General features: G+C 44.7%; 12 protein-coding genes and 1 pseudogene. 7 read left to right on the top strand and 6 right to left on the bottom strand.

Annotated features, from left to right (window positions below; genetic code table 11):
• The 3 genes and pseudogenes from B3N33_RS09315 to B3N33_RS09305 all read left to right on the top strand — a co-directional run.
• A pseudogene (locus tag B3N33_RS09315) lies at window positions 1-99 on the top strand (ornithine carbamoyltransferase); the annotation flags it as partial.
• An 8-nt stretch (window positions 100-107) separates the two neighbouring features.
• On the top strand, window positions 108-1,046 hold the full coding sequence (gene arcC / locus B3N33_RS09310) for a carbamate kinase (protein WP_214061357.1): 939 nt from the start codon (window positions 108-110) through the stop codon (window positions 1,044-1,046).
• A 93-nt stretch (window positions 1,047-1,139) separates the two neighbouring features.
• Window positions 1,140-1,691: a TetR/AcrR family transcriptional regulator gene (locus tag B3N33_RS09305; RefSeq protein WP_099829074.1), complete on the top strand. Its 552-nt coding sequence runs from the start codon at window positions 1,140-1,142 to the stop codon at window positions 1,689-1,691.
• Window positions 1,692-1,775: 84 nt separating this feature from the next.
• On the opposite strand, the gene B3N33_RS09300 is transcribed toward B3N33_RS09305, so the two are convergent.
• Window positions 1,776-2,420, bottom strand: coding sequence for a hypothetical protein (locus B3N33_RS09300; RefSeq protein ID WP_292593134.1), 645 nt, complete (start codon window positions 2,418-2,420; stop codon window positions 1,776-1,778).
• A gap of 74 nt (window positions 2,421-2,494) precedes the next feature.
• Here B3N33_RS09300 and B3N33_RS09295 point away from each other — a divergent pair, with 74 nt between their 5' ends.
• Entirely contained in the window at window positions 2,495-3,589 is a 1,095-nt protein-coding gene (locus B3N33_RS09295) for an AI-2E family transporter (RefSeq protein ID WP_292593132.1), read from the top strand.
• Window positions 3,590-3,719: 130 nt separating this feature from the next.
• Here B3N33_RS09295 and B3N33_RS09290 read toward each other — a convergent pair whose 3' ends face one another.
• A complete protein-coding gene (locus tag B3N33_RS09290) occupies window positions 3,720-5,351 on the bottom strand; it encodes a capsule assembly Wzi family protein (protein WP_292593130.1) in 1,632 nt (543 codons plus the stop codon).
• A gap of 13 nt (window positions 5,352-5,364) precedes the next feature.
• Window positions 5,365-6,744 (bottom strand): hypothetical protein, encoded by a 1,380-nt coding sequence (locus B3N33_RS09285; protein WP_292593128.1) that lies wholly within the window; start codon window positions 6,742-6,744, stop codon window positions 5,365-5,367.
• 46 nt (window positions 6,745-6,790) lie between these two features.
• Here B3N33_RS09285 and B3N33_RS09280 point away from each other — a divergent pair, with 46 nt between their 5' ends.
• The 3 genes from B3N33_RS09280 (at window position 6,791) to cysK (ending at window position 9,461) form a co-directional block, all read left to right on the top strand.
• A complete protein-coding gene (locus B3N33_RS09280) occupies window positions 6,791-7,954 on the top strand; it encodes an MFS transporter (protein ID WP_292593126.1) in 1,164 nt (387 codons plus the stop codon).
• A gap of 89 nt (window positions 7,955-8,043) precedes the next feature.
• On the top strand, window positions 8,044-8,577 hold the full coding sequence (gene epsC / locus B3N33_RS09275; protein ID WP_214060725.1) for a serine O-acetyltransferase EpsC: 534 nt from the start codon (window positions 8,044-8,046) through the stop codon (window positions 8,575-8,577).
• A complete protein-coding gene (gene cysK / locus B3N33_RS09270; protein ID WP_292593122.1) occupies window positions 8,574-9,461 on the top strand; it encodes a cysteine synthase A in 888 nt (295 codons plus the stop codon). Before epsC ends, cysK begins: the two co-directional genes overlap by 4 nt.
• 186 nt (window positions 9,462-9,647) lie before the next feature.
• On the opposite strand, the gene B3N33_RS09265 is transcribed toward cysK, so the two are convergent.
• The 3 genes from B3N33_RS09265 to B3N33_RS09255 all read right to left on the bottom strand — a co-directional run.
• A complete protein-coding gene (locus B3N33_RS09265) occupies window positions 9,648-10,994 on the bottom strand; it encodes an Ig-like domain-containing protein (RefSeq protein ID WP_292593119.1) in 1,347 nt (448 codons plus the stop codon).
• 154 nt (window positions 10,995-11,148) lie between these two features.
• Window positions 11,149-12,246 (bottom strand): hypothetical protein, encoded by a 1,098-nt coding sequence (locus tag B3N33_RS09260; RefSeq protein ID WP_292593117.1) that lies wholly within the window; start codon window positions 12,244-12,246, stop codon window positions 11,149-11,151.
• On the bottom strand, window positions 12,243-12,574 hold a 332-nt coding region (locus tag B3N33_RS09255), incomplete at its 5' end, for a 3D domain-containing protein (protein WP_292593115.1). The genes B3N33_RS09255 and B3N33_RS09260, both read right to left, overlap by 4 nt.

The following is a 12,574-nucleotide window of genomic DNA, read 5'->3' as shown; positions in this document are numbered from 1 at the left end:
ACTGAAGATGTCTTTGAGAGTCCCGCATCAAGAGTCTTTGAAGAAGCCGAGAACAGAAAGCACACAATTAAGGCAGTAATGATAGCCACACTGCTATAGGGGGAAAAATGAAGAGAATCGTTGTTGCAATAGGTGGCAATGCTCTAAATAAACCAAATGAAAAACCAACTGCAGAAATTATGGAGAAGAACCTCCTCTCAACTACCTCTTATCTCGCAGATCTTGTAGAGGAAGGTTATGAACTGATAATCACACACGGAAACGGCCCGCAGGTGGGCAACTTGTTGGTTCAACAGGATATGTCAAAAGACGTATTCCCTCCTTTTCCAATCGATGTAAACGATGCAATGACTCAGGGATCTATTGGCTACTTGATTACTCAGACTCTGAACAATGAGCTTCTGAAGCGAGGCAAAAGAAGAGACATTGCGTGCGTTCTGACTCAAATCGTAGTAGATAAGGAAGACGAGGGATTCCTGCACCCTTCAAAGCCGGTCGGACCGTTCTATGATGAGAAGACCGCTAAGGAACTTGAAAGAACCAAAGGCTGGACTGTGAAAGAAGATGCGGGTAGGGGTTTTCGTCGTGTAGTTCCCTCTCCGATACCACTTGATGTGCTGGAGATTGAACCGATACGAGAGATGATCAACGATGGGACAATTGTTGTTGCGGCAGGCGGTGGAGGAATTCCGGTTGCTAGAGATGAGAGGGGAATGATAAAAGGTGTAGAGGCGGTCATCGATAAAGATAGAGCGTCCGCACTGCTTGCGAAACTGATTGATGCCGATGCCTTAGTAATTCTTACCGGTGTCGACCACGCATACATCAACTTTGGAAAGAAAGACCAAAGAGAACTGAAGGTAGTTACTGTCGAAGAAGGTAAAATGTTGATCGATGCCGGTCACTTCGCAAAGGGAAGCATGCTTCCGAAAATAGAATCAGCAATTGAATTTGCTTCAAGAACGGGAAAGGAAGCAATAATAACCTCTCTGGAGAAGGTCGACCTGGCACTTAGGGGAAAGTCGGGCACAAGGATTATTCCATAAAAAGAAGCCGGGTATTTCCCGGCTTTGCCGTTCACTTTCTAACACAATGTGATATAATATGTGTTATACGAATGATTGAAAGGGGTGACGACAGTGCGTGGACAAGAAACGAGAGAGAGAATTATGGAAGCAGCTATACAGGTGATCGCCGAGGAAACAATTGAAGGACTGAGTACCCGAAAGGTTTCAAGCATCGCAGAAGTCAATCTTGCTGCGATTCACTATCACCATCGCTCCAAAGAGGGAATGCTCATAGATCTATCCAGGCACATTCTGAACAACTACGTACTTCCAAGACTCGAACCACTAATCGATCAAGCTAAGCAACCCGTTGAGATTGCCAGGGATCTCTATGCCGAGGTGCTGAAGCTTTATTCCGAAAGATCTGACATAATGGTTTCTCTTGTTTATCTTTGGCTTCATGGAATGAAGAACAAAAGGGTAAGAGAGATTCTAATCAACGCAAGAGCCGACTTCTACGATAGAGTCGAGAGGGCTCTAGGAGCTTCTATGTCCATGAGGAGAGCTTCCAAGGTATCCCATCGCCTCTTAACCTACATGGCGGGTAAGGTTATGGAGATGTCCGTCGATGGAGAGATGTCCGACGAAAAAGAAGTAGATGAGATAGCAAAACTCCTTTCATGAACTTGTCGGTATGAGGATTATTCATCACAGGAGCAGATACATATATTGCCATTCCTGTCAAGGAGCAGGAAAAGACTTCGCTTCTCAGTTAAGAAATCCTAGATTCAGCTGTATCCCCACGAAACTGTAAGCAGGAAAAGGGTTGAAAGAGGCGAGATCGTCTTTGATTTCCCACTTCAGTGTGCCGACCAGTTCAATACTTTCAATATTTACAAAGTAAAACTTCTTGTCAATATCCAGTCTTCTCCTCGCTGAGAACCCCACAGAGGTGTAGCTTTTCTTTTCAGTCTCGCCGGCTACCTTCTGAAATCTTCCCAGAGTGGCACTGACAGTACTCAAATAGTTGTCAAAGAATACTTCTGTTTTCAGTTGCCCACCAAGGAAGGATGCGTCAGGCGCAGAATACTCATACAGGCCGCTAACTTCCAGATACACAACATTGAAGTCATATCCTAACTCTGCAACCACCCTCGCTTCCTCCAGTGAAGAAAATGAGACGCGGGACGCGACATGAAAGTTGCCATCGTAGCCAAGAGTGAAGTATGAACCCTCATCGATGAACCAACCGGCCTCTAGAAAGGGAAGTATGCCGATCCTCAATCCCACATCTTTGAAACCCAGCATAGCCTTCACCGATCCGGGAGACAGTATTCTTGAAGAGTGAGTTGATCCAAATGACATCACAGAAATTAAAAAAAACACGATCACTATAATATATACTCTTCTCATAGGACACCTCAGTTCCAAAATATACATAATGAGTATACAACAGATTTGCCATTATTCTCCGGCGGAGGGCCAATATGAAGACAACAAAATTCTGGGTTCTTGGGTATTTCATAGCAATCTTCATGACTCTTTTTCTCTTTCCTATGACTTCTCGAGTCTTAGGCCTGGCATTTATATTCTCGCTAATAATCAATACACCGGCACGGTTCGTCAGCAGAAAGATCCCTAAAGGAGCTCTCAAGATCATCACAGGTATTGCCCTTCTTACATTCATGGTCTTCCTAATATACAGGGCTATTCCAATAACCATAAGAGGAGTGAGCAGCCTATCTACCGAGTTAGGTTCATTGTTCAATGACGGAGCGTTTGACAAGTGGTTAGAGAAGCTTCCTCCTTTTGTTACCGAAATTACAGTCGATATCGTTGAAAGTGCGTCTCAGTGGCTGAGTGATGCAGCGATCACGATCGGACAGTACGTTGCATCAAACATAACTTCATGGATTACCGGAGTTGTGCTGCTTATCATAGCGGGATTTGTTATTGCTCGCAGAACCGGTTTGATTCAAAAAGTCGCGCCAATACTTTTTCCCGGTTGCGACCAGAATAAGGTTGGCAGTTTTTTTGACTCACTTTACAAGGATTTTCAGACCTACATAGGTGGCCAGCTGATCATTGCGCTTTTTGTAGGGACCATTATTGGTATCGGATCTGCAATAATCGGAGTCCCAAACGCAATATTCCTCGGATTGCTCGCCGGAATAACAAATTTCATCCCGTATTTGGGAGTAGTACTTACATCCATTCCAATGATAGTGCTTTCTTTCGTCAGCAAGGGTTTTTGGGGGGTTGTCGGAGCCATTGTTCTGCTTGTGTTCGCAAACCAGATAGAGATTTGGTTTCTCTCTCCGAAAATCCTGTCGAATATAGTCAAGATCAACTGGTTCATAGTTCTTGTATCTATAATTGGATTTGGAGAACTCCTAGGTGTCTTCGGAGTGGTTTTTGCCGTTCCAATTCTGATATTCGTCAAGAGATTCTGGATGGACTTCGTCCTCAAGGAAAGGGGTGAAAACAATTGGGAATCTACGATAGAGACTGGTACAAAGAAAGTCAAAGAGGAGAATCCCCAACTCCAGGAAGAAAACCAGACAAATTCACAAAAGGACTGATTGTTGGTTTAGTAGTTGGATTCATCATCGGGTTCCTGGTCTTTGGCTTTATTTGATCAAGTACAAAAAAGGGGCGGCTAGCTGGTCGCCCCTTCTGAGTACCGGTCAACGCATGGGCACACAGTTTCATCTAGAAAACGTAAGATACATAAGGCCTTATTTCGAAAATCGGTTTGTCATAACCACCGTTCTTCTTGAAATAACCTCCGAAATAAATCGAGAAATCGCTTCCGAAAGTGAAGTCCCTGTAAGGAATCATTATGTTCAGTGTCATGATATTTGCATTTACGGTCTCACCGACGGGGCCACTCCAATCTTCCGGATTCGTAAACTGACCGGGGTCGTCTTCAGGTTCTTCCATGTTCAAGTATGGTGTCTTAAGAGTAACCTCTCCCTGTTTGAAATGATCATAAACGAAGGAGATTGAAAGCCCGTTCGTCATTATCGCATTAGCCATAAGAGAAAAACCGTTCAGATCAGGGCCATATTTGAAGCCGAGCGGATAGTCCGTGAAATCCCTGCTTCCGGGAAGTTCGGACTTTGTGTAGATTCTGTTTGTAAATGTGAGAAGCGGCTGCCAGCGATTGTACATCCACGTGTCTGAATGATAGAGCTCCACAGAGGCAAGAAGCAACGTTCCCTTTATATCCGTCGCGTATCTAAGACCCCCACCATAAGCCAGGGCCGTTGGTTTGCCCCGCGCTCCGGCTTCTGTCGAACCGAACGAAACGTCATCGATGGCGATTTCTCCGTAGACCTCGATTCCCTTAAACGGCGCTAGAGAAAAATCGAGCGAAGCCATGACGTTGGAGAAATCTTCACCGTAAGTATTGTGGAAGATGATGAATGGGTTGGCGTCGTTCAAATCCGGGTGCTTCCCACCGACAACATTGATCTCGCCTACCCCGACCCTCCCCCAGCTTGCAAACTGGACATCGAACCGATGCCCTATGATCGTCTTCGCTCCTTCAGTGTATGGTCTTCTTTGATTGAGATCCCACACCTTTCCCTGCTTTATCCATTCTTCATCGTTCAGGAGAGAAGTCGGGGTAATGACCAGAAAAGAATATGTGAACCGGCCGTTTTTCCAGAGGGGAGTAGTATATGAAGAAGAGATATTATCGTAATAAGATGACGCATCGCTTATTGCAAGTCCATTTCTCATCGGACCCCAGGTAAGTTTATATCTACCTAGAGAAGCGTAGAAGCTTTCATTTGCGTAGGATACATAGCCGAAAGTAGGCCAGCTCATATCTAGCGCCTCGATTTTTCCTTCAAAAAACTCCACTGGAAAATTCATGTAGGGCTTCGAATCAAAATCATCACCGTGACTAATGTAACTCCGATAGTCTTTTGGAATATCTAGATTTATATACCCTGTGATATAGTCGGATACTTCACTTTCAAAACCCAGTACAAGCCAGGGCTTAAGAGTATCATAACGGTATCTCAAGTAAAGAGGAACCACGGATTTCAGCCAGCCCTTCTCCTTGAAAGGCTCGAAATTGTGGATGAGGAACTGAGGAGTAACTCTCAAGTGGATTTCTGTTCCTGGAGAAGTCTTCACAACGGGTTGCTTAAGCTGGACTAAAGCAAAACCCTCAGGAATCCCTGTATTAGGTGTAAAGAGAGTTTTTCCTTCAATCAAGTTTCTGCCCAAAAATAAGTCATATTGATCTGTACCCTTGAATATCAACGTACCCTGGCTTGCAAGAATTGCCACCGACAACACCAAGAAAAACAGCAAGACAATCTTCTTCATCGGAATTACCTCCCTAAAATAGTGAAAAACCTTTGATGAAACCCACGTTAATCCAGAAATCAATGTGATCGGCGAAAATTACTTTACCGCCAGCAAAGAGCGCTGTATCTGGGCAGTAAGCGAAGAAACTCTCCAAAGACAGAATCATAGATCTGTTGATCGGTTTCTTTGGACCGTACCAGTTCTGGTCAAAAGGTGGCTCATAAGGAGAATCGATATTGGCTGAGCCAGTTCTGAGAAGCTCTGCCTTGACGCTAAGAGATATATTCTGACTCTCGTACCCGATGCCGACAAGGCTCAACGTTGAGTCAGGTCCAAAAGGAAATCCAAAAAAACCAGTGATAACTGGCCAAGAATCAAGATGCAAGACATTGAACCGGTATTGATAAGTGAACTTGCCGATGCTTATACCCCTATTGTAGAGATAGGTGGTTGCGTGGTAGTGTTCCATCCGCACTCTAAGTCCGCCGCTATTCAGAAGTGTTTGATCTTTGACTTCGTTCTCCGCTTCAGTGAATCTCAGTCCGGAATAGGGCAAGCCATCAGATATTTTCCATGAAAAACCTGCAAGCCAACCAAAGGCCGTGGGATTGGAATTAGGACTCTCCGTCGAAAGTCTGAAATCATCAAGTGTAAACTCACCGTAGGCAATAGCGCGGTCAATCTTAACCTCGGCCGCTATGGTTGCAGTTACGTTTGAATGATCCTGATAGGTATGATGATAGATTAGAAATGGCCCAATATCCTGCAGATCAGGATAGACACCGTAAACGAGGTTTTCTTCGCCAAAAGTGACCTTGAGATTGTCGTTCATATATCCGAACCGGTGACCAAGGAGTGTCTTGGGTCCCCCGCTAACTGTTCTGTCGGAAGATATAACAAAGAAATTATAAAGATACTCCCCTGATTTGGCTTTTCCATTCAACTCAATCCACAGGTGATCAAAATACGGCAGAGTATTTGAGAGAACAAAACTGTAAGTAGAACCACCAAGACTCAGTTTTCGCCTGCCCAAAGAGATCAGCGAATTCTCATCTCTTCTCTCGAAGTAACCGAGCCTGGGAAAATTCATGTCTACCGAAGGAAGGAAATTTGTCGTCGACAGCGGGAGATTCGAGAACCAGTTGCCCATCAAGTAATCGGAAAACTCCTGTCTCAGATCCATATTCAAATACAGCCTTGACTTCCCCAGGGAAATCTGCATGCCGCCCGAGAAGATTGCAGGAACACTCAAATAGCGATTGAGGTCTTCAAGGCTTGGCTTGTAGCTGTTGCTGACTGCAGGAAAGCTGTTAATCGACAGTGATGGTGACAGAATCACATGAAGTCCAGTGCTCCCAAGAGCCACTAGTGGTATGATAAGCATCAAAAGCAGCGCATGTTTTTTCGACAAGAGATTCACCCCCACTAGAATTCTACACCAGGAGGTTTGATATTCAGTGCGTGTTTCTCTTTTTAGAACCTCTTCCAGCATCCGTGAGATCTTTACCGAAGTATTCATATATTCAAATCTCAGCATCACCGCTCTCTTTAGTCAGCTTTTTTACGGCAAAGGCTTTTCAGCAATAGAGATCGGGATTCTGATGGCGGTCACTCCTACCCTCTCAATTATTGCAAATCCTTTTTGGTTCAGGCAATCAAGCAGGACAGGCGGACCAACTGTCATGGGAATGGTCTCTATTGTCTCGGCAGTCTCTGTCTGGGCAGTTTTCTTCTCACCAACCTTTGAAACTTCATTGATCGCAATGTGTTTCTTCTCATTCTTTGTTGTGAGCATAATACCTATCGCTGAGTCTGTGGTCGTTCCTTCTTTGAGAAACAAGGGCAAACGCTTTGATCGCGTGAGATTGTTCGGAACGGTTGGCTATTCCATTACCGCCCTTATCTCGGGAATCGTATTGAAGTACGGATTTGTCTTTTTCTTCATAATGGCCACAGTGTCATTTTCTACAGTAGCCTTGGTTAGTAGAGCCTATCCGACTGGCCGGAAGCTAAAAAGGACAGATGAAGAGACCGATCGATCATCTTTGCCACTTCAGTTTTACCTGCTTGTACTGGCCGGTGTCGCATCAATTACTATTGGAGCCTTCGGATCAACTTTTCTGCCTGTTTTAACTAGTGAAAGGGGCTTCAGTGTTTCCTCAGCAGGGTTCGCGTTTTCGTTGATGGCTTTTTCGGAAGTTCCCTTCCTTTTCTTCGCAGAAAATCTGGTTGAGAGACTGGGTAACACGCGCCTTCTCGTGATAGGAATCTTTGCAACAGGTCTTCGATGGTTTTTGACATCTATGGCGACTTCTTTTCCCATCTTTCTACTTCTTCAAATGCTTCACGGCATAAACTACATCGTAGTCTATTACTCTGTCATGAATTACATTCACACAAGATTTGAAGCCAGCAAAGTCACCAGGGCGCTCACAATCTACTGGATGTCGACTACCGGACTGAGCTATCTTCTTGGCTCCGTACTTGGCGGGGTGCTCATTCGCACATTTGGGATTGTAAGAGTGTACAACGCTACAGGAATAACCGGTATGGCGATTGCCATCTTCTTCTCGTTGATATTTGCAGCGTTTCACAAACGAACTAGCTTCACAAAGCGTTAACTCTAATGCCGATAAATACGGTATACTTAAAATAAATAATTTCTATTGAGGGTGATACAGTGAAAGGGAAGAACCGCATAAAGCAAACAATGATAGATATCTCTATGGACATAGACGCCTATCTTGAGAAGGACCCGACAGCTTCAGGTAAATGGCACATAATTCTCTTCTCTGCGGGTTTTCACGGCCTCTTGCTATACAGGATTTCTACTTTTTTCTGGAAAAACAAGCTTGGGTTCCTTGCCAGAGGCTTACATTACGTTTCAAGGATACTTTATTCAATGGACATTCACCCTTCAGCTCGAATAGAAGGCGGCGTTGTAATTGATCATGGTGTGGGCGTTGTTATAGGCTCGACAGCTTCAGTGGGAACTGGAACGCTGATATATCACGGAGTTACTTTAGGCTCAAAGAACGTGATGAAGGGAAAGCGTCACCCGGATATTGGCCGAAACGTTGTACTTGGGGCGGGGGCGAAGATTCTTGGCCCGATATATGTGGGAGACAATTCTAAAGTCGGAGCGAACAGCGTGGTGCTTGAACACGTCCCTCAAGACTCTCTTGTTACCGGGATACCGGGGAGAGTCCATAGGATATCTGAAAGACTGGGATCACGACAATGAAAACTGTTGATTCTTTAATAGGCAACACCCCGATCATTAGGCTTCGATCTCTCGGAGATGCTTCATCGATAATGCTTAAAATTGAGAAAAATAATCCCGGAGGAAGCATAAAGGATAGAACGGTGCTTGGAATGATTCTTGAAGCCGAGAGAAGTGGCGCTCTCAAAAACGGGATGACCATAGTGGAGCCAACTAGTGGCAACACGGGAATAGCCATCGCAATGCTTTCCGCTTCTAGAGGTTACGGGTCGGTTATCTTTATGCCCGAATCGGCAAGTATTGAAAGAGTTAAGCTTATGGAAGCCTTTGGTGCAAAAGTGATAAGAACTCTCGCTGATAAAGGAATATCCGGTTCATATGACGAAGCCAAGAGCTTTCTCCGGAGTAATCCCGGTTCAATAATGCTTGATCAGTTCAATAATGAGGCTAATCCCTTTTTTCACTTCTCTACTACCGGTCCTGAGATTTTTCGGCAGGTCAACCGAGAGCTTGACGCTTTCATTTGCGGCATGGGAACGGGAGGAACAGTGACCGGGATTGGACGCTTTCTCAAAAAGGAAGCTCAACGTATTCATATTGCTGGCATCGAACCTGCAGGTTCGCCTTTCATTTCACAGGGGAGATCGGGCTCTCACAAAATTCAAGGAATCGGCCCCGGTTTCAGACCGAATGTCCTCGACCTATCAGTGCTGGACGAAGTAATAACAGTTGAGGACGAAGAAGCTCTCTCTATGATGAAATGGCTTCACAGAAAAGAGGGGTTGATGGTCGGAATATCGTCCGGAGCCAACGTTGCCGGCGCTCTCAAACTCGCCGAAAAGGGCTTTCGAAGAATCGCAACAGTTGCTCCGGACACTTATGAAAGATACCTAAGTCTGACCTAGAAGTATCGATCCTATGGGCAATCGTGCGTATAGTTTGCTACTAGATTCACCGGACAATCCATTTTGACAACGATTACTTCCCCACACACTATCCCATAAGTCTCGTTAAGATCCCAGTCTCTGAAAGTGTACCCCTCGATTTTCGGAGCGGTAACAACAACTGTGGCCCCTTCATCATGCCACCCTTCACCAGGTATTTCTTGTCCATATTGGGGCAGATGTCGCAATATTCAAGTAATAGGTCACTGAAAATCTTGCAGTTAATTTCAAAGAATGATCCATGAGGATTTCTCTATGTGGTGAAGTCTCCCCGTCGTCCCACTCGATAAAGCTGACCCTAACATCATCTCCGATAGGCTTTCTATAATCAAACTCTTGAAGTTCATCTATTTCAACTACTAGAGTCTGATCCCTTTCAGCAACATAATCCAATGGAATATTCAGGTTTTGATCATTAATAGAAACCTTGGGCGAAACTATCAACTCCTTGTCGGAGACAATTCCCAGAATCACTGGTGGGATTACGGTGGTGAATTCCCATATAGGGCCCTCTGAATCGTCTTCACCGTCTGAAGCAACGACCTTCCAGTAGTAGCGGGTTCCCTCCTCAAGGTGAACCGGCTTATAAGTCTCTCCGGAAACTCCTGAAGCAACAAGGACAGGATTCGGAGTCTTACCGAGATAGACATCGTACAACAAAGGATCCCCATCAAGGTCTTCGCATGACCAGCTAAGTGAAGTGTTTGTCCGGACACTTGTTTCGGCCATTTTGGGGACAGGATCGAATGGTGTGCTAGGTGGTCTATTGACATCAATTACGGTTATCTCGAAGCTTCCTGAAGAAGACGCTCCTTCTGAATCGCTTACAGCGATCTCAACATCATAAGTTCCTGAACTCTCGTAATCGGCAGCGAAGACGTATTGAATGCCTTCAATAACTCCCACACCGGTGATTAAGGCGAAGGTAATCCCATCCCCATCGGGATCAAATGCATAATCAAGAAGGTCCAGAGAAAGGGTCTCGTTCTCTTTGATTGTAAAATCAGGAATGACTATTTTGGGAGGCTGATTCGAGTCAAACACTGTGACCAGAAAAGTGCAGCTCCCCTGGCCCCCTTTGCCGTCCGACACCCGAACTTCTACCTGGTACACTCCAACTTGCATTTCTCTTGCGTCGAAAAACAGTTCTGTTCCAATTATCTGCCCAAACTGACCTACTAGCTCATAAGTAAGAGAGTCACCGTCAGGGTCTGTCGATAATTCGCTCAAGTCTATGGTCATTTCCTCGCCGACTGAAATCCGAAGATCACTGATTTCTATAGAAGGAGCTCTATTGTTATCTATAACCGTCACCTTGAACCTTCTGAAATCTGAATCACTCCCGTTACTTGCTTGTAGTTTTACCCAGTACTCTCCAGCTTCATCATAACCGGGAGCGTAAAGATAATAACTTCCCTTGATCTCGCCAACTCCTTCCAAAACCTGGAAATTCAGATCTTCGGCGTTCCCTGACAAAATGTAACTGGCCAGCAATAATTCAAGAGTTTCTCCCTCAGTGACAACCTGAGGATCTATCTGCTTCAGTAATCTAGCTCTGGGAACCAGACATGAAGAAGAAACCAGCAGAACGATCAACAAGCAAAGAGCGATTCACAGAATCTTTTAAAACCCAATTCAAACCTCCGACTTATTGCGCTTTGAGAACCAGCAGAGCTCCTGTGTTCTTTCCTGTCTGCCAGTCTTCCTGAAGCAAAACAGCGATTTCCTTTCCGTTGAAAACAATATCTACCGGATAGCCATCTAACTCTACATATTCTATCGTATTTCCTCTGCTATCCAAAATCTCAAGTGTTCCAGTAATGGTCTCAAGAACGTAAATTCTTTCCCCGTTATGAAAGACTTTTATTGGGCCACGACCTATTAGGTCATAATACTCCGTCCGGTAACTTGAAAGTTCCACAGTCATTATCTGGTCTTCACCGGTCAGAGCAACCCATATCTTTCCATTATGGACTATCGGAAAATTCGGGTACCTGCCAAGGTAGACTGTGCGCATTTCGCTGAAATCAGTTTTGGAAAGTATCTTCAGACTCTCCTCAACGTAGGAGATAAGAAAGAGCCTATCGCCTTCGAGATGTATGTATGAAGGTCTCTTGCCGATATTCACTTCCTTTACCAGATTTCCCCATTCATCGAATACCAGCAGTCCCTTTTCGGTTTCGTGAGACCGGGTTAACATATTGTAATTGTGAAAAAGCGAGACGAAAAAATGCTCTGAATCCTCTGCCACAGAGAGTCCAATCACCGGGAGTTTGTGCCTCTTGATTATCTCTCTCTTAGCAATATCAAGCACTAGGAACTCATAGTCATTTGTGAGTATTCCGATTTTTCCATCAATGAACGATCCCGTAATCAGTCTGCTCGATGTTGGAATCTCATCAATCTTCTTCCATCTACTCGGATGCAAAGAAGCATCCACGACAACCAGCCTACCGCTGTAGAATCCAAAGCAGTACAGTTTCCCATCTCTATAGATGAGATCATTAATTCCGTCATTTCTCATAGTATCGAAAATCGTAATGGGCCTGAAACTGGCGTCGAAAACAACTAATTCAGAGTCGCCTTTTACAAGAGTAACGTAGTACGTTCCGCTGCTGTTTTCGACCTCAACAATTCTCGAGGGCATAACTCCAAGGGGATATCTTTGCCCGAAAGTGATCGTTCCGAGCACATTACCTTTAAGAATTACGATGAAAAGAAGAAAGAGCATCATTGATCTTTTCAAGGGCGCTTCACCACATATACCAGAAGATCTTCTTTGAAACTCGACGCGATATTGAAATCATGGGTGTAAACATCGATCTTGTTACCCCTTATAGAACTACCGGTGTCCTCAACAACAAAGAATCCCTTGTTTGGAGAGGACGAGAAAAACGGAATATAGACAATCGAGCCAAGAGGAATTACGCTGGGATCGGCGGCAACCGTTCGATATCCCTTCACGAAATCCCCACTTGCAGTCATTTTGAAAGAAGGCGATGTCGGATTCTTTGCATCATCCCACTCAGTGTACATTGTAACCTCAAAAGTTCCCACATTATCGAAGATTATAT

This window comes from Mesotoga sp. UBA5825, from assembly GCF_002432955.1.
In the GTDB taxonomy this organism is placed as follows: domain Bacteria; phylum Thermotogota; class Thermotogae; order Petrotogales; family Kosmotogaceae; genus Mesotoga.
The sequence above is the reverse complement of the archived record's forward strand: the minus strand, read 5'-3'. Positions and strand labels throughout refer to the sequence as shown.